This window comes from Actinoplanes sp. NPDC049802 (genome assembly GCF_040656595.1).
Lineage (GTDB): Bacteria > Actinomycetota > Actinomycetes > Mycobacteriales > Micromonosporaceae > Actinoplanes.
The window spans coordinates 82,251-99,697 of sequence record NZ_JBFAMR010000005.1 but is presented as its reverse complement, the minus strand read 5'-3'; the positions used below and the strand labels follow the sequence as shown (position 1 = coordinate 99,697).

General features: G+C 71.7%; 16 protein-coding genes. 2 read left to right on the top strand and 14 right to left on the bottom strand.

Annotation, left to right across the window (positions count from 1 at the left end; genetic code table 11):
• Window positions 1-11: 11 nt before the first annotated feature.
• The 10 genes from AB0I88_RS05410 to eno all read right to left on the bottom strand — a co-directional run bounded on the left by AB0I88_RS05410 (window position 12) and on the right by eno (window position 8,326).
• Window positions 12-713 carry a DUF4129 domain-containing protein gene (locus tag AB0I88_RS05410; RefSeq protein WP_361018644.1) on the bottom strand — a complete coding sequence of 234 codons (702 nt, stop codon included), beginning with the start codon at window positions 711-713 and terminating at the stop codon, window positions 12-14.
• A 46-nt stretch (window positions 714-759) separates the two neighbouring features.
• Window positions 760-1,512, bottom strand: coding sequence for a uracil-DNA glycosylase (locus AB0I88_RS05405; protein ID WP_361018641.1), 753 nt, complete (start codon window positions 1,510-1,512; stop codon window positions 760-762).
• Between the two features lie 401 nt (window positions 1,513-1,913).
• Entirely contained in the window at window positions 1,914-2,264 is a 351-nt protein-coding gene (locus tag AB0I88_RS05400) for a porin (RefSeq protein WP_361018638.1), read from the bottom strand.
• 710 nt (window positions 2,265-2,974) lie between these two features.
• Complete coding sequence (locus AB0I88_RS05395) at window positions 2,975-4,045, bottom strand: hypothetical protein (RefSeq protein WP_361018635.1); 1,071 nt, start codon at window positions 4,043-4,045, stop codon at window positions 2,975-2,977.
• Complete coding sequence (locus tag AB0I88_RS05390; RefSeq protein WP_361018632.1) at window positions 4,042-4,371, bottom strand: PadR family transcriptional regulator; 330 nt, start codon at window positions 4,369-4,371, stop codon at window positions 4,042-4,044. Before AB0I88_RS05390 ends, AB0I88_RS05395 begins: the two co-directional genes overlap by 4 nt.
• A gap of 69 nt (window positions 4,372-4,440) precedes the next feature.
• Complete coding sequence (locus tag AB0I88_RS05385) at window positions 4,441-5,394, bottom strand: Ppx/GppA phosphatase family protein (protein ID WP_361018629.1); 954 nt, start codon at window positions 5,392-5,394, stop codon at window positions 4,441-4,443.
• The gene (locus AB0I88_RS05380; RefSeq protein ID WP_361018626.1) at window positions 5,391-5,885 is read right to left on the bottom strand and encodes an amino-acid N-acetyltransferase; all 495 of its coding nucleotides are present in this window, start codon (window positions 5,883-5,885) and stop codon (window positions 5,391-5,393) included. The genes AB0I88_RS05385 and AB0I88_RS05380 overlap by 4 nt, the downstream gene beginning before the upstream one ends.
• The gene (locus AB0I88_RS05375; RefSeq protein ID WP_361018623.1) at window positions 5,882-6,385 is read right to left on the bottom strand and encodes a DUF501 domain-containing protein; all 504 of its coding nucleotides are present in this window, start codon (window positions 6,383-6,385) and stop codon (window positions 5,882-5,884) included. The genes AB0I88_RS05380 and AB0I88_RS05375 overlap by 4 nt, the downstream gene beginning before the upstream one ends.
• A gap of 10 nt (window positions 6,386-6,395) precedes the next feature.
• The gene (locus AB0I88_RS05370; RefSeq protein WP_361018620.1) at window positions 6,396-6,941 is read right to left on the bottom strand and encodes a septum formation initiator family protein; all 546 of its coding nucleotides are present in this window, start codon (window positions 6,939-6,941) and stop codon (window positions 6,396-6,398) included.
• Window positions 6,942-7,042: 101 nt separating this feature from the next.
• Window positions 7,043-8,326, bottom strand: coding sequence for a phosphopyruvate hydratase (gene eno / locus AB0I88_RS05365; RefSeq protein ID WP_361018617.1), 1,284 nt, complete (start codon window positions 8,324-8,326; stop codon window positions 7,043-7,045).
• Between the two features lie 173 nt (window positions 8,327-8,499).
• Here eno and AB0I88_RS05360 point away from each other — a divergent pair, with 173 nt between their 5' ends.
• Entirely contained in the window at window positions 8,500-9,189 is a 690-nt protein-coding gene (locus AB0I88_RS05360) for a hypothetical protein (protein ID WP_361018614.1), read from the top strand.
• 144 nt (window positions 9,190-9,333) lie between these two features.
• Window positions 9,334-10,029, top strand: a complete 696-nt coding sequence (locus AB0I88_RS05355; RefSeq protein ID WP_361018611.1) for a hypothetical protein — start codon at window positions 9,334-9,336, stop codon at window positions 10,027-10,029.
• Between the two features lie 94 nt (window positions 10,030-10,123).
• Here AB0I88_RS05355 and AB0I88_RS05350 read toward each other — a convergent pair whose 3' ends face one another.
• From AB0I88_RS05350 to mfd, 4 genes are read right to left on the bottom strand one after another with little or no spacing between them, the layout of a single operon-like run.
• Entirely contained in the window at window positions 10,124-11,740 is a 1,617-nt protein-coding gene (locus AB0I88_RS05350) for a DUF885 domain-containing protein (protein WP_361018608.1), read from the bottom strand.
• A 10-nt stretch (window positions 11,741-11,750) separates the two neighbouring features.
• Window positions 11,751-12,710, bottom strand: coding sequence for a nucleoside triphosphate pyrophosphohydrolase (locus AB0I88_RS05345; RefSeq protein ID WP_361018606.1), 960 nt, complete (start codon window positions 12,708-12,710; stop codon window positions 11,751-11,753).
• Window positions 12,707-13,522, bottom strand: coding sequence for a hypothetical protein (locus AB0I88_RS05340; protein ID WP_361018603.1), 816 nt, complete (start codon window positions 13,520-13,522; stop codon window positions 12,707-12,709). Before AB0I88_RS05340 ends, AB0I88_RS05345 begins: the two co-directional genes overlap by 4 nt.
• Before the next feature lie 56 nt (window positions 13,523-13,578).
• The gene (gene mfd, locus AB0I88_RS05335; RefSeq protein ID WP_361018600.1) at window positions 13,579-17,202 is read right to left on the bottom strand and encodes a transcription-repair coupling factor; all 3,624 of its coding nucleotides are present in this window, start codon (window positions 17,200-17,202) and stop codon (window positions 13,579-13,581) included.
• Between the last annotated feature and the right edge of the window lie 245 nt (window positions 17,203-17,447).

Below are 17,447 nucleotides of genomic sequence, written 5' to 3'. Positions count from 1 at the left end.
CGATGACTCACTCACGAGATCGCTCCGGCCCGGGTCGCGCCCAGATCGGCGCGCAGGCGCTCCAGCGCGGACCGTGCCTGCTGCCGCATCTGGTCGTCGACGGTGTGCGTGGCATATCTCGCCTCGCGGTAGACCTCCAGCAGGGCGGCCAGCACCCGGGCGTCCACCTGCTGCTCGGCCAGCAGCCGTCCGACGTAGTCGGTGGGGCTGTCCCCCGGATGCCGGGGTGTGCCGGCCGCGGCCGCCGCGTCCTCCAGCCGCACCCAGCAGGCGATCACCGCCCGGCGCGGGTCACGGTCGGTGTCGGAGAGCTCCTCCAGGCCGGCGTCGAGCGCGGCCACCAGATCATCGGCCGTCCGGGTCGGGCGGCGCGGCTCGTGCCGGCCGCTGCGAGCCGGGCGGCGGCGCAGATAGTCCCGAACCAGCGCCCAGGTCAGGCCCACCACCAGGAGCAGCGCGATCACGCTCAGGACCGCCAGCGTCACGGTGCCCACCCAACCGGGCAGCTGCCGCGCCGGCTCGGGAACGGCCTGCTCGAGGCTGGGCGTCCCCGACGGCCGCGGCGGCAGCAGCGGCGGCCGGGTCGTGGCCGTCGCGTCCGGTTTGATCTGGTCCAGCTGCGGGGCGGACCGGGTCGCGGCCAGCGAGACCACGAAGAGCAGCCCGAGGACGGCGGCCAGTGGCCACCATCTGCGCAGTGCGGCGAAATCCATGCGGAGGCTCAGATCCGTGACTCGGGGTTTGTCGACAGGCCTCGCATCATGCCAGGCCCGCCAGAACCTTCGCACGGGCGAACACCGCGTCGAGCATGTCCGGTGTCAGACGGCCGGTGAAGGTGTTCTGCTGGCTGACGTGGAAACAGCCCAGCAGGGTCGGCGCACCCGGCACGCTGACCTGGACGCCGTGCCCGAATTTCGGGCGCGGCACGGGTGGCCGCACCCGATAGGCGGCGGTCATCGCCGGCCACCACGCGGCCCAGGCGAAGGCGCCGAGCGCCACCACCACCCGCACCGTCGGCCCGATCAGCTGAAGCTCCCGCCGGAACCAGGGCGCACAGGTGTCCCGCTCCTGCGGCAGCGGCTTGTTGTCCGGCGGCGCGCACCGGACCGCCGCGAAGATCCGGGTGTGCCGCAGCTCCAGGCCGTCGTCGGCGGCCACACTTGTCGGCTGGTTCGCCAGGCCGGCCCGGTGCAGCGCGGCGAACAGCACGTCTCCCGACCGGTCGCCGGTGAAGATCCGACCGGTGCGGTTGCCGCCGTGCGCGGCCGGCGCCAGCCCCAGGACGGCGATCTCGGCGTCCGCCGGGCCGAACCCCGGAACGGGCCGCCCCCAATACTCCTGGTCCCGGAACGCCGCCCGCCGTGTCACCGCGATGTCGGTGCGCCAGGCGACCAGGCGTGGGCAGGCGAAACAATCCGCGACCCCGGCGTCGAGCACGCCCAGCGACGCGGCCCCGGCCGCCTGGGTGACGACTTCCTCAGGGGTACGCGCGGACGCGCCGGACGGCAACACCCGTCCAGCACAACATCCCCCCACTACCGCCGAGCACCCGGGTCCGCCGCAAGGTGACGTCTCACCCATCTGCCGGGCCCGCCGTAAGCCGAGCCGTGACCCGCCGAACCCGCCGCAGTCTGCCAGGCCCGCCGTGAACCGGGCAGTGGCCGCCAACCCGCCGTAAGCCGAGCCGGGACCCGCCGAACCCGCCGCAGTCTGCCGGGCCGGCCGTGGACCGAGCAGTGGCCTACCAAGCCACGCCGTAGCCGCCCGGAAGACCATGCGAAACCGTGGACGCCGTCGCCACCGAGCCGCGACACGTGCTCATCGAGCCGGCGGGCGGGATCCAGCCGTTCGGGAAAGCTGTCCCGAACCGGTTGAGACCGGCCTGGCGCCGCGATATCGGGCCCGCTCGGCGGTCAGGGCCTGGCGATCACGCAGAGCAGGTAGCCGTCGCCGCCGTCACCACCGGCGAGGACGACCGCGTCGTCGCCCTCTTTGAAGTACTGGTCGCAGGCGCTGCCCAGGACATCGGTGGTGCCGTCGACCCGGCCCACGACGGTGTAGGCGGCCTCGCTGGAGGAACAGTCGACGAGGTCGGCCGTGGTCTCGGACACCTCCGAATCCAGCTCCTTGCCGATCGAGACGCAGTCACCTGCTTCGGCTTCCGCCGTCGACTCACCCGCCAGCCGAACGACCGCAACCTTGATCACCGCGACGACGGCGATCACCACGATGGCGCCGAGGATGCCGAGGACCTTGCCGAGCACCTTCTTCTTCGGCGGGGCCGTCTCCGGAGGAAAGCCGGACGGCGCGAAACCAGACGGCGGGGGAGAGCTCGGAGACGCGAAACCAGACGGCGGCGGAAAGCCCGGAAACCCGACCACGGTGGGCGCATACCCCGGCACCGGGTCAGGCCCACCCAGGAGAGTTGGAGCCGCAATTTCGGCAGGCGGCACAGTCGGCCCTCCGGCGAGCCCCGGCCCTCCGGCATGACCGGCCGCCACAGCCGACGCGATGGGATCCCCCGGAACGCCCGATGCCACAGGCGGCCCGGCGGAGCCGGTCGGAAGATCCGGCACTACAGCGGGCGCGGCCGAACCGACAGGCGCGGCCGAACCGACAGGCGCGGCCGAACCGACAGGCGCGGCCGAACCGGCAGACGCAGCCGAACCGGCAGACGCAGCCGAACCGGCAGACGCGGCCGGGGACGTTGCGGACCCGGATTGACCGCTGCTCGGCGGCGGGACGGTCCCATCCTCGCCCGGCGGGACGACGCCCCCGGGCTGAGTGGGCGCAACCGGGTCAGTCATGGGGGTCCTTCCGGGGGCACGACCGGATATCGATCGCCGGGACGGCGAGAATAGCGATCACCATCGCTGACGCGCGATCCCCCTTTTCCCCTTCTCTCTCCTCCACCAGCGATGCCGGCCATGCCGATCAGCTTGAGCGGCCCGGCTTGCCCCTCTCCCGCGCCGCCTCAGCCGACCGGGACCGGGGCGGGTGGCTTGACGGACGGCTTCGCCCCGTCGGCCGGGGCCCCGTCGGCCGGGGTCGGGGCGCCGCTGGGCGAGGCCGCCGGGGTGGCCGAGGCGTTCGTGGACGGCGCCGAGGTGGTTGGTGCCGAGGTGGTTGGCGCGTCCGAGGCTTTCGGCGTGGTGGTGGGGTCGCCGGTGCGGTACGGGGCGGCGTCGGGGCAGTGCGGGTAGCCGAGGGTGCGGCTGGGGACACCCAGGCCGCTCACCGGGTCCTCGCAGTAGGGCTCGCCCAGGCGGATCGGGTTGCCGTCCTGGTCGTAGAGCTGGACGCCGGAGATCAGGCGGCCGTCGCGGTCGTAGACATACACATCGCGGACGTCGGTGAACTCGTTCCAGCCGTTGTAGCCGACCTCCTGGTAGCCGTCCCGCCGGGCCGCGGAGTCGACCTCGAAGAAGCCGACCAGGGCGAAGATCACCAGGTAGGCGCTGGCGAGGCGGAGCGCGCGGCGGGGCCACTTGCGGGCCGGGGTGCCGCGGCGGCCGAGCCAGATGGAGCCGAGGATGCCGAGGGACAGCAGCAGAACGGCCGCGAAGTCGTCGCCGCCGGCCCGGGGCACCAGACCGATGGGGGCGTTGCCGTCCAGCATGAAGGCGACCGCCATGGCCGCCAGGTAGCCGCGGAGAACCCACCAGGCCGGTCGTAGGAGCACCAGGAATTCGCTTGCCCTCGCGTACCCCAGGATGGGGCCTGTGCGCACGTCGGCGCGGTGCATCGCCTGGCGGACGCGGGCACGATGCCGGGCAGCCCGGTCGGTGACCGCCGCGTAGCGTGAGCGACTCTCGGAGGAGTGCCCGCCGGTGGCGAGGCCGGCGCTGGCGCTGAGCTCGGCCGCGTAGGCCTCCGGTGGCCCGAGCCGGTCGGTGAGGGATCCACCGCCTTCGGCGAGGACCTCGGCCAGATGCTCGGGCAGGTCCTCGAGCAACTCGTCCCGGGTCGCGGCCGGCAGGCCGGCCAGTGCCAGCCGGACGCCCTCCATGTAGACGGCGATCTCGTCCTGTGCCGTGAGGTTCACGCCTTCCCCCGCTCGCGAAGAAGATCATCCATGATCGATGCGAAGCCGCTCCAGACCTTGCCCGAGCGTTGCAGCTCGGTGCGACCGGCCGCGTTGAGCGCGTAGTACTTCCGGTGCGGGCCCTCGTCGCTGGGCACGACATAGCTGTTCAGCAGGCCGTTGTTGAACAGCCGGCGGAGCGTGCCGTAGACGGACGCGTCGCCGACGTCCTCCAGGCCGGCCGTGCGCAGACGGCGAAGGATGTCGTAGCCGTATCCGTCCTCGTCGCGCAGGACGGCGAGGACGGCGAGATCGAGCACGCCCTTGAGTAACTGGGTCGGATCCACGCGGAGCACACTACTGCGCAATCCGAAGTACCGTCAACAGCGCAATACCCGGCGGGGTGGTGCGCGGAATCAGAGAGCCAGCCCGAAAGCGATGCCGTCGAGGATGTCGTGTTCGGAGGCGATCACGAAGTCGTGGCCGGAACGCTCGATGATCATCTTCATGATCAGGGCGCCGCCGCCGATCACGTCGGCCCGGCCGGGGTGCATCACCGGCAGGGCGAGGCGTTCCGCGACGGTCATGGCCAGCAGATCGCCGGTCACCCGGGCCACGGCCGCGGCGTCGACCCGGCTGTGGTGGATGCGCGCGGAGTCGTACACCTCCAGATCGTGAGCGAGAGCGGCGACGGTGGTGACCGTCCCGGCCAGGCCGACCAGAGTCCGGGCCTCACGGCCGGAGACGGCGGCGAGCGCCGTGTCGACGGCCTCGGCGACGTCGGCCTCGGCGGCGGCCAGCTCGGCCGGGGTGGGCGGGTCGCTGTGCAGGTGCCGCTCGGTCATCCGGACGCAGCCGATGTCCATCGAGACGGCACGCTCGACGCCGGTGACGCCGGTGACGAACTCGGTGGAGCCGCCGCCCAGGTCGAAGACCAGGTAGGGGCCCTGGGCGCCGAGGCCGCGGACGGCGCCGTCGAAGGAGAGCTGGGCCTCCTGCTCGCCGGTGATCACCTCGGGGTCGACGCCGAGCACGCCGCGCACCATGTCGCGGAAGTCCTGCGCGTTCGACGCGTCCCGGCTGGCCGAGGTGGCGCACATCCGGACCCGGGTGACGCCCAGCTCGGCGATCTCGGCGGCGTAGCCGAGCAGCGCCTGCCGGGTCCGCTCGATCGCGGCCGGGGCCAGCATCCCGGTACGGTCCACGCCCTCACCGAGGCGCACGATCTCCATCCGCCGGGCGACGTCGACGAGCTTGTCCCCGTCGACGTCGGCGATCAGCAGACGGATCGCGTTGGTGCCGCAGTCGATGGCGGCGACCCGGACGCTCCCGCCGCGTGGATTCCACGTCGAGGTCGGCGACTCGCTCATAGGTGCAGCAGCATTCTGGTGTTCCCCAGCGTGTTCGGCTTGACCCGTTCCAGGTCGAGGAATTCGGCGACGCCCTCGTCGTAGGAGCGCAGCAACTGCTCGTAGACGCCGTGCGGCACGGCCGCGCCGTCGATCTCGGTGAACCCGAACGACCCGAAGAAACGGGTCTCGAAGGTGAGGCAGAACACCCGGCGTACGCCGAGTTCGCGCGCCTGGTCGAGCAGCGCGGCGACGATCTTGTGGCCGATCTTGCGGCCGCGGCGTGCCGGGTCGACCGCGACGGTCCGGATCTCCGCGAGGTCCTCCCACATCACGTGCAGGGCCCCGCAGCCGACGACCCGGTCCTCCTCGTCGGCCGCCACCCAGAACTCCTGCACCTGCTCGTACAGGGTGACGGTGGCCTTGCTGAGCAGGCGGCGATCGGTGGTGTACGTGTCGACGAGCGCCCGGATCGCCCGGACGTCGCCGGTCCGGGCACGACGGATGATCACTCGTCGACCGCCGGGCGCACGCACGGGCCACCGGCCCAGTACGGCTCGATCGCGTCGCGCACCTCGTCACCGAACGGGTTGACACCCCGGCCGGCCGCCAGCGCGTGCCCGAGATGGACGTGCAGGCACTTGACCCGGTCCGGCATGCCGCCCGCCGAGACGTGGCTGATCTCCGGAACGTCCTCGATGGCGGTTCGCCGGTCCAGATAGTCCTGATGGGCGGCCGCGTATCTCTTGGCGAGCTCCGGATCGGTGCTGAGACGCTCCTGCATGTCGCGCATCACACCGGCCGACTCCAGACGGCTGCAGGCGGCCGTGGCATGCGGGCAGGTGAGGTAGAAGAGGGTCGGGAACGGTGTGCCGTCGTCGAGGCGTGGCGACGTCTCCACCACGTCGGGGTTGCCGCACGGGCAGCGGTGCGCGACGGCCCGGGTCCCCCGGGGACGGCGGCCTAGCTGGGCCGCCACGATGTCGAGGTCGGCGGGCGTGGGTTCTTCCATCAGTCCGAAATCAGTCCTGGGGCTCTGCGTTGGCGGCTTGGACACTGCTCCACAGCGTGTCGTACCAGCGGTCCGGGGCGGCCGCCGGGGTCTGCCCGTCCGCCTTGCGGGCGGCGCCGTCCTTGTCGTTCACGACGAGCAGGGGCGTCTCACCCGGGCGCACGTAGAAGATCCGCTCCCGGGCCTGGATGCGCAGGTACTCCGGGTCGTTCCACTTCTCGAGGGTCTTCGCGGTCTCGGCGATCTCGGCCCGCTGCACGGCCTGCGCCCGCTCCATCTCGGCGATCTCGGCCTCTTGCTTCAAATACACCCGGACGGGGTACGTGTACGCCAGCGCCAGTGCGACGACCAGGGCTATCAGGACGGTGGCCCGGCCGGTCAGCGCGCGCGGACGCGGCGCCTCGGTACGTTTCGCGGCCGTGCCGCCGGCCCCGGACGAGCTACGCCGGGAGGCCGGCACCCGGATCGGGCCGGTGTTCCTCGTCCGGGGCGGGGTGGGGCGGCCACCGGTTCGCCGGGCCGGGCCCTGGCCGCTCGGTGTACGGCGTTCCGCCATCTCGCCCTCCCCCGCCTACCGTCACGTGTTCGTGGCACCCACCCGGAAATCTATGTCTCCGAAGGCGGGTGCCACAAACTCGATGATCCGACGCCGGTGGGTCAGCCGACGCGGTAACGCGGGAACGCGCCCGCACCGGCGTACCGGGCGGCGCTCTCCAGCTGCTCCTCGATGCGCAGGAGCTGGTTGTACTTGGCGACCCGGTCGGACCGGGCCGGGGCGCCGGTCTTGATCTGGCCGGAGCCGACCGCGACGGCCAGGTCGGCGATGGTGACGTCCTCGGTCTCACCGGAGCGGTGCGACATCATCGTCTTGAAGCCGGCCCGGTGGGCCAGTTCCACGGCGTCCAGCGTCTCGGTGAGCGAGCCGATCTGGTTCACCTTGACCAGCAGGGCGTTGGCGGCGTTCTCGGCGATGCCGCGGGCCAGGCGCTGCGGGTTGGTGACGAACAGGTCGTCGCCGACGATCTGGATCTTGCTACCGAGTTCGGCGGTCATCGCGCTCCAGCCGGCCCAGTCCTCCTCGTCCAGCGGGTCCTCGATGGAGACGATCGGGAAGTCGGCGGCGAGCTTCGCGTAGTACGCGATCATCTCCTCGGTCGACTTCGGGGCGCCCTCGAAGACGTACGCACCGTCCTTGTGGAACTCGGTCGCAGCGACGTCCATGGCCAGCACGATGTCGCTGCCCAGGGTGTAACCGGCGGCCTGCACGGCCTCGGCGATCAGCTCCAGGGCCGCGACGTTCGCCGACAGGCTCGGCGCGAAGCCGCCCTCGTCGCCGAGGCCGGTGGACAGGCCCTTCTTCTTCAGCACCGACTTGAGCGCGTGGTAGACCTCGGCGCCGCTGCGCACGGCCTCACGGAAGGTCGGGGCGCCGATCGGGGCGATCATGAACTCCTGCACGTCGACGTTGGAGTCGGCGTGCGACCCACCGTTCAGGATGTTCATCATCGGCACGGGCAGCAGCGCCGCGTTCGGTCCGCCGAGGTAGCGGAACAGCGGCAGCTCGGCGGAGGCGGCGGCGGCCTTGGCCACGGCGAGCGAGACGCCGAGGATGGCGTTCGCGCCGAGGTTCGACTTGCCCGGGGTGCCGTCGATGTCGAGCATCTTCTGGTCGATCAGACGCTGGTCGGAGGCCTCGTACCCGACGAGCTCCTCGACGATCTGCTCTTCGATGTTGCTGACCGCCTTCTCGACACCCTTGCCGAGGTAGCGGCCCTTGTCGCCGTCGCGCAGCTCGAGCGCCTCGAACGCACCGGTGGAGGCGCCGGACGGCACCGCGGCGCGGCCTACCGATCCGTCGTCCAGGCCCACCTCGACCTCAACGGTCGGGTTGCCCCGAGAATCGAGGATCTCGCGCGCGACGATTGCTTCAATGGTGGCCATTGGTCGTGTCGCTCCCTAACGTTTGTACGAATACACAGTTTCGGTCCGCGACCCTGCGGGCCGACCACACCGGAGAGCGTATCTAGTCGAGCACTCGCATGTTCGCGGGGCCGGTCAACTCGACGCCCACTATGCCTCAAACCCGCGACGGAGCTGCCGAATCGGTGGGCACTATGACCAGTAGCCTGTTTCCCGCCGACGGGTCGCGCGTCGAGATGGACCATGGAGACCGGAGCCTCCCGGAAGTTCGGGTGGTCCGGGTCGCCGAGGCCACCGTGACCCTGTCGCTGCCCCTCGTCGACGTCCCGCTGACGACCGGCTCCCCGGTGACCCTCCGCTGGCCGGCCGGCCCTCGTGGCCGGTACGTGCAGCGCGGGACGGTGGTGCGGGTCGACGAGAACCGGATCGACGTGACGCTGCCCGGTGAGCCGGAGATCGAACAGCTGCGGAACTACGTGCGGGGCGGCGGGGGTGAGAGCATCCTGCTGGTACGTGCCAACGAACCGCAGGCCATCGGCAAGGTGCACGACATCAGCGAGCGGTCCGTGCGCGCCCACTTCAGCAACGTCGAGCTGCGGCCGGGCGAGCAGATGTTGCTCCGGGTGCAGCTGGGCACCGAGGTGGTGGAGTTCCCGGCCACCGCGCTGCGGGTGAGTTCGCTGCAGCAGCAGGTTCCGGTGCGCGGCCCGCTCATGGTCGAGATGGTGGCGATCTTCGATCACAACGAGCAACAGGCCAGAATCATCCGACGGTACGTGTTCCGCCTCCAGGCCATGGCGAGGCGGGAGGCCGCGGCCGCCGAGGCGATCGGTGCCGAGGCGATCGCGGCGCAGGGGCGGGCCGAGGTCGTCAGCCTCCGATGATTCCCGGAAATCGGGCGTGGAATACCGATTCCGAAATTGGGGCCCTCCGCCCTGAAAATGTCAGTCCATTGGTCCTCAATTAATCGACGATCGCCACGGGATACTCGATTGCGCGGGGTGGGCCGGGTACGCAAGGGTGGTCTCGTGCCCGCCACCCCGCGCCGCGTCCCCGCCGGCTCCCGGCTCGCCGGTTCCCTGCTCGTCCTCGGTCTTCTCGGCGCCTCCGGCTGCACCGGAATCGACCCGGCCGGGGCCGCCGGTGTCGCTGGAGCCGACCTGGTCAGCGAGGTCGCCGATCGGCTGGCCGGCGCGGGCGGCCAGAGCTGGACGGCCACCTACCGGCTGGCCGGCGGCGAGGCCGCCCGGATCACCCGCTCGCAGGAGCCGGCCCGTGTCGCCTACGCCTACCCGTCCGGCCGCCTGATCCGGACGCCGGACGCCCTCACCCGGTGCGCCGACGCCGGCGAGGAGACCGTCTGCACCGCCACCGATCCGCGCGGCACCGCCGACGAGCTGCCGCCCACCGCCGGCCTGGTGACGCCGGACACGGTCCTCACGCTGCTGAACGCGGCGGCGATCGACCCGGACCTGGCGGTCCGGACGCGGGAGACCACGATCGCCGAGCGGACCGCCTCCTGCCTCCAGCTGGGTGGAGTGGATCATGTGGCGACGCCCGACTTCGATGTCTGTGTGACGGTCGAGGGGGCCATCGCCGGTTTCACCGGGACGGTGGCCGGCGCCCCGGTCGAGATGGTGCTGACCGATTACCAGCCGCACGCCGGTGAGTTCGACTTCGTCATGCCCGCCGGGGCGCGTTTCGTCGACCACCGAACCGGCTGACCGCCCACCGGGCGGCCACCCCGCCTGACGTACGGCCGACCACCCCGCTTGGCGTGTTGAGTTGAGGCGCGATTCGCGCCTCAACTCAACACGCTCAGACGCCCAGCAGAGAGCGCAGGTGGCGGGGCGGTGGAGAACCATGCGCCAGCATGGCGTCGTGCCACGCCTTCGGGGTGGCGCCGAACGGCCGGGCCGCCGCGATCGCCGCGACCTCGGTGTAGCCGACGAAATAGGTGGACAGCTGCGTCGAGGTGAGCAACGCCCGCCGCCACTTGCCGGCCGCCTCGCCCTCCTCCTGGAAACCGCGGCCGGTCATCAGCTCCATGGCCTCCGGCTCGGCCATCCCCTCGCAGTGCGTGAGCTGGTCGATGATCGCGTTGAGACTCATCCGCAGCTGCAACTTCAGCTGCTGCAGCCGGACCGGCAGGCCACCGAAGCCGAGGCCGGTCATCAGCTCCTCCGCATACACCGCCCAGCCCTCGACGAACGGACCGGACCAGCCGAGCGCACGGACCCGGGTCGCGGCCCGGAACCGCCGCGAGTGGGCGATCTGCAGGAAGTGGCCGGGCATCGCCTCGTGGACGGTGAGGTTGCGCAGCATCTCGTCGTTGTACTCCCGGTAGAAGCTGGCGATCCGCTCCGCGGGCCAGTCCGCCGGGGCCGGGGCGATGCAGTAGAAGGTGGGGACGTCGGCGGTCTCCAGCGGGCCCGGCGGGTCACAGTAGGCCACCGCGACGCCCCGGGCGAACTCCGGCATCTCCTCGATGACGCACGGATCGTCCACCAGGGAAACGATGTCGTGCCGCCGGACGAACTCGGTCGCCTCCTCCATCGTCACCTTGGCCAGGCCGACGATGGAGGTGTTGTCCGGATGCCGCTCGGCGATCGAGTCGAGGGCGCGGCGAACCGTCTCGTCGGTGGCCGGGCCGCCGACCAGCTCGGCCGACGCCGCCCGCAGCGCCTCACCGACCCGGTCCAGGTTGTCCCGTGCCCGGCTGAGCACCTCGGCCGCGGACAGTTCGGTGTCGAGGGTGTGCCAGAGCCGGGCCTCCCACAGGCGGCGGCCGAGCCGTGGGTCCCGGCCGGGCTCGCCGCTGTCCAGCCGGGCGCGCAGCCAGCCGTCGAACTCGCCCAACGCGGCGAGTGCCGCCTCGGCCGCCGGCTCCACGGTGGCCCGCATCCCGGGCTCCTGTGTGAGCATGGCGGGGATCTCGGCACGGATCAGCCCGGCCGTGCCGGCGAACTGGCCGACCGCGGTCTCGATGTGGATCCGGGGCACGTCACGCAGCACGGCGCGGGCGGTGGCCAGCGCGTCCGGGATCGCGCCGAGCCGGGCGGCCAGGCTGGTCAGCCGCTCCGCCGGCGGCGCGAACGGGCGGGCGATCAGCCCGTGCAGCAGCGGCCCGGGATTGTGTTCCAACGGGTTCCACTCGTGCTCACGGATCTCGCTCAGCTCGAACAGCGCCCGGTCCACCTGGCCGGTGAGGATGGCGTGGTCGACCTGGTCCTCCGGATCGAGCCCGTCGGGGTCGACGCCGCTGAGCGCGTCACCGGCGTCACGCAGCATGGTGAGCCTACCGGACACGCCGGCGTCGGAGTGGTCGGGCAGGCGGTCGTCGAAGCGATGCTCGCCCGCGTAGAAGGCGGTGACGGGGTCGCTCTCCAACAGGGCGTCGACGATCCGCTCGGCAAGCGGTACGAACTCCGGCATGCCGTGAAACCTACTCGGACGGACCGGCGTTTTCCGCCGCACGCACCGCCTCGGCGAAAGCAATCGTGGCGGCCCGCAACTCGGCCTCGGGGTCCAGACCGGCGGCCCGGGCCTCGGCGACCACCCGCAACAGCAGGCTGCCCAGGTCCTCGCCGGCCGGCAGCGGCACGTCCAGCCCGGCCCGTTCGGCCCGGTGCAGGATCTTCGCGGCCAGGGCGAGCGACGGCTGGCTCATCGCGATCCCGTCCAGCACCGAATCCCGCGCCTTCTCCTCGCGCTTGATCCGCTCCCAGTTGGCGGTGATCTCCTCGATGTCCTCGATCCGCTCGCCGGCGAAGACGTGCGGGTTGCGCCGGATCATCTTCTCCACCAGGTCGCCGGCCACGTCGTCGATGCTCCAGCGGTCGCTCTCGTCGTGGTCCTCGGCGAGCCGGGCGTGCAGCACCACCTGGAGCAGCACGTCGCCGAGCTCCTCGCGGAGCGCGCCCGCGTCGTCACCGGCGATCGCGTCGTACGCCTCGTACGCCTCCTCGATCAGGTAGGGGGCGAGCGTCAGATGGGTCTGTGCCCGTTTCCACGGGTCGCCGCCGGGTGACGCGAGACGGTCCATCACGGTGACGGCGTCCAGCAGACGGGCGCCGGGCGGGTCCCACGAGCCGTACATCAGCTCCAGCTCGGCGAGGCCCGGCTCGCGGGCCAGGCGCAGCCCGAGTTGCCGGGCGAAGTCCTGGTCGCCGTGCGGTCCGGCGAGCCACACCGCGGCCGGCTGCCCGGCGATCGCGTCGAGCAGGCCTTGCGGGTCGGTGTCCAGGATCGTGACCGCGACACCGGTCACCCGCAGGGCCTCGGCTTGGGCGCTGTCCGCGGCGGCGAAGACCGGGTACGCCCGGACGGCGTCCCACGCCTCCGCGGTCAGCAGCCCGGCCGGCAGCCGTGGCGAGGTGACCAGCAGAATGATCCGGATGCTCAAGAGACGTCGGCCACCGGCATGGACTGGTCGTCGCCGAGGTCGGTGCCGAGCAGCTGGAGCGCGTCGGTCTCGCCCTGGATCTCCAGCACGCTCACCCGGAACGGCTGGTAGCGCGGGTTGACCTTGACGTGCAGCTGGTCGGCGGCGCTCTCCACCTGCTCACGGACCTGAGCGGCGGCCGCCACCACCTGGAGGTTCTGCTCGGACTGCTGGGACATCCAGGTGGTGAAGTCCTGGCCGGGCTCGACACCGCCGGCGGCGCCCAGGCTGTCGTAGACCAGGCGCATGTCCTCCTCGGCCGGCGGGGTGGACGAGAGGAACGACTGGAGCAGCAGCGTCTGCAGGTAGAGGTTGTCGATGTAGAGCTTGGTGTACTCCAGGCCGGCGGGCAGCTTGCGCTGGGCGGCCTCCTCCTCGTACGGCACGTCGGCGGGCAGGGTGATCGAGCGCTGCGCGGCGACCCGGTCGTAAAGCTCCCGGCTGACCAGCGCGTGCACGATGTCGCCCCGGCTGAACGGCATCTGCACGGGGGTGGCCGTGATGGTCGGCGCGGGCGTGACCTCCTGCTCGGCCTGCCGCAGCTCCTCCTCCTTGGCGCGCTGCTGCCGCTCGGCCTCGGCGGCCGCGGCCCGGGCCTGGGTGGTGAGGCTGTCGTACGCCTCGTCCCAGATCCTCTGGACCTCCTGCTCGGACACCTGCCCGGCGTCGCCGAGATAGGCGGCCACGGTCGAGTCCGTACGGCAGGCGGAGAGGCCGCCCACGGCGAGGGACGCGGCGACAACGGCGGAGGCGACTCGGCGAGCACACAGCATGGTCAACACTCTCTCACGTCCCCTGTGACCTTCATCGCCCCGGCCCCTTGTCGATCTCATCCCTTGACCACGACCGGCGCCGGGGCCGGTGCCTCGCCGAGCACGTCCTTGAGCAGCTGGGCGCACCACTGCAGCAGGGCCTGGTCGCGCAGCGGCTCGCCGCCGACCCGGCGGGTGCTGGGCCGGGGCACGCTGACCTGGTCGGCGCCGGTCTTGTAGACGGCGTCCGGGTGGTAGCGCTTGAGCCGCAACTGCTTGGAGTCGGGCAGGGCCAGCGGGGAGAGCCGGATGTGCTTTCCCTGCATGGAGACGTCGCTGAGCCCGTACGCCCGGGCCAGCAGCCGGAACCGGGCGACCGCGATCAGGTTGGCCACCTGGGCCGGGGGCTCGCCGTACCGGTCGGTCATCTCGGCGACGACCTCGGAGAGCCGCGGCTCGTCGCGGGACTCGGCCAGTTTGCGGTACATCTCCAGGCGCAGGCGCTCGACCGAGATGTACTCGGTGGGCAGGTGTGCGTCCACCGGCAGGTCGATCTTGACCTCCGGTTCCTCCTCCGGGCGCTCGCCCTTGAACTGGGCGACCGCCTCGCCGACCATCCGCACGTACAGGTCGAAGCCGACGCCCTCGATGTGGCCGGACTGCTCGCCGCCGAGCAGGTTGCCAGCGCCGCGGATCTCCAGGTCCTTCATCGCGACGTACATGCCGGCGCCGAGCTCGGTGTGCTGGGCGATGGTGGCGAGCCGCTCGTGGGCGTGCTCGGTGAGCGGCTTCTCCCGCGGGTAGAGGAAGTACGCGTACGCCCGCTCGCGGCCCCGGCCGACCCGGCCGCGGATCTGGTGCAGCTGGGCGAGACCGAGCAGGTCGGCGCGTTCCAGGATGAGGGTGTTGGCGTTCGGGATGTCGATGCCGGACTCGACGATCGTGGTGCAGACCAGGACGTCGAACTCCTTCTCCCAGAAGCCGACCATCACCTTCTCGAGCTGTTCCTCGCTCATCTGGCCGTGCGCCACCGCGACCCGGGCCTCGGGGACCAGCTCCCGCAGTTTGCGGGCGGCCCGGTCGATCGACTCGACCCGGTTGTGCAGGTAGAAGACCTGGCCGTCGCGCAGCAGCTCGCGGTGGATGGCGGCGGCCACCTGCTTCTCGTCGTACGCCCCCACGTAGGTGAGGACCGGGTGCCGCTCCTCCGGCGGGGTGGCGATGGTGGACATCTCCCGGATGCCGGTGATCGCCATCTCCAGGGTCCGCGGGATCGGGGTGGCCGACATGGTCAGCACGTCCACCGACGCGCGCAGTGCCTTGAGCTGCTCCTTGTGCTCGACGCCGAAGCGCTGCTCCTCGTCCACGATGATCAGGCCGAGGTTCTTGAACCGGGTCGCCTTGGAGAGCAGCCGGTGGGTGCCGATGACGATGTCGGCGGTGCCGTCGGCGGCCTGCTCCAGGGTGAGGGCGGCCTCCTTCGGCGTCTGGAACCGGGACAACTGCTTGATCTGCACCGGGAACTGGCTCATCCGCTCGGTGAACGTGTTGTAGTGCTGCTGGGCGAGCAGCGTCGTCGGCACGAGCACGGCCACCTGCTTGCCGTCCTGCACCGCCTTGAACGCCGCCCGTACCGCGATCTCGGTCTTGCCGTAACCGACGTCGCCGCAGATCAGCCGGTCCATCGGGACCTGTAGCTCCATGTCGTGCTTGACCTCGACGATGGCGGCCATCTGGTCCGGGGTCTCGGTGTACGGGAACGCGTCCTCCAGCTCGCGCTGCCAGGGGGTGTCCGGCCCGAACGCGTGGCCCGAGGAGGCCTGGCGTGCCGCGTACAGCTGGATGAGCTGGGCGGCGATCTCCTTGACCGCCTTCTTGGCCCGCGCCTTGCTCTTCTGCCAGTCGGTGCCGCCCATCTTGTGCAGGCTGGGCGCTTCCCCGCCGACGTAGCGGGACAGCTGGTCGAGCTGGTCGGTGGGCACGTAGAGGCGGTCGCCGGGCTGGCCCCGTTTGGACGCGGCATACTCGATGACCAGGTACTCCCGGTCGGCGCCGTTGACGGTCCGCTGCACCAGCTCGATGTAGCGGCCGATGCCGTGCTGCTCGTGCACCACGAAGTCGCCGGTCTTGAGCTCCAGCGGGTCGATGGTGTTGCGGCGCCGGGCCGGCATCTTGCGCATGTCCTTGGTGGACGCGCCGCGGCCGCCGGAGATGTCGTTGCCGGTGATCACCGCGAGCCGGGACGCCTCGTCGACGAAGCCGTGGTTCAGCCCGCCGCAGGTGATCAGCAGCTGCCCGTCCTGGATGGCCGAGGGGATCGCGTCGACCGGGGTGACGCCCAGGCCGGCGTCGCGCAGCAGCTCGGCGGCCCGCTGCGCGGTGCCCTTGCCCTCGAAGACGAGCGCGATGGCCCAGCCCTGAGCGGCCCATCCGGACAGGTCGGCGGCCAGGCGGGCGGTGTCGCCGTGGTAGAGCGGGACCGGCTGGGCGGCCAGCGCGACGGCGTCGCCCAGATCCGGGCTCACCTCGACCGGGGTGGCGTCCTCCCAGGGCAGCGCCTCCGCCGGCGCCTCGGCCGTGGCCAGGCCGAACGGGGAGACGGTCCACCACGGCTGCTTGAGAACGGCCGCGTGCGCACGGACGTCCGCGAGGCTCTTGAAAGCGACGGCGCCGACGTCGATCGGTGCCTGGCCGCCGACGGCGGCCGCCGCCCAGGAGGCCTCCAGGAACTCGTCGGAGGTACGCGTGAGGTCGTGCGCCCGGGTGCGGATCCGCTCCGGGTCGCACAGCAGCACGTGGGTGCCGGCCGGCATGCAGTCGATCAGCAGCTCCATGCTGTCGGTGTCGTCGAGCAGCGCCGGCGCCAGCGACTCCATGCCCTCGACCGGGATGCCCTCGGCGAGTTTGTCGAGGATCTCGGCCAGTTCCGGGTACCGCGTGGACAGCTGCCGGGCGCGGTCCCGGACGGCCGGGGTGAGCAGCAGCTCGCGGCAGGGCGGCGCCCACAGCCGCGGCACCTGGTCGATGGTGCGCTGGTCGGCGACCGCGAAGGTGCGGATCTCCTCGACCTCGTCGCCCCAGAACTCGACCCGGGACGGGTGCTCGTCGGTGGGCGGGAACACGTCCAGGATGCCGCCGCGGACCGCGAACTCGCCGCGTTTGGTGACCAGGTCGACCCGCGCGTACGCCATGTCGGACAGCCGCCGGGCGACCGTCTCCAGCTCTGCCGCGCCGCCGGCGGTCAGCTCCACCGGCTCGAGGTCGCCGAGGCCCTTGAGCTGCGGCTGGAGCATCGACCGGACCGGGGCCACGACGACCCGCAGCGGCGTGTCGCCGGGGTGGGCGAGCCGGCGCAGCACGGCGAGGCGGCGGCCGACGGTGTCGGAGCGCGGCGACAGCCGCTCGTGCGGCAGCGTCTCCCAGGACGGGTAGACGGCCACCAGCGACGGGTCGATCAGGCAGCCGAGGGCGTCGGCCAGGTCGTCGGCCTCCCGGGAGGTGGCGGTCACCGCGAGGACCGGCCGCTGGGCGCCGCCGATGTCGGCCGCGCCGGCGACGGTGGCCACCACGAACGGCCGGAGCGAGACCGGTGCGGTCAGGTCCAGCGAGTCGGAGTCGACGAAGCCCTTGGCCGCCAGATCACGGGCGCGGGCCAGACCTCGGTCGCGCAGGGCGGCGGGAATCAGACCGGAGAGTTGCATGGAAGAAGACCCCCTGAGGGCACGACGAACGACCCCGGTCCGGAAACCCGGGCGGGGGTGCGTTGCTCAGCTTAGTCCGACTCGCCGACACAACCCGCAACCCGCGCGTTATCGCATGATATGTCCGGTATAGGGGCTTCCTTTCCCGCTTACGCCGTCCGGGTGACCGTGGCCGGCGAACGGCTCCGGCGCCGTCCGGGTGCCTCATGCTGTCCTCGTGAGCGACCAGGGCGTACTGTCCCCGG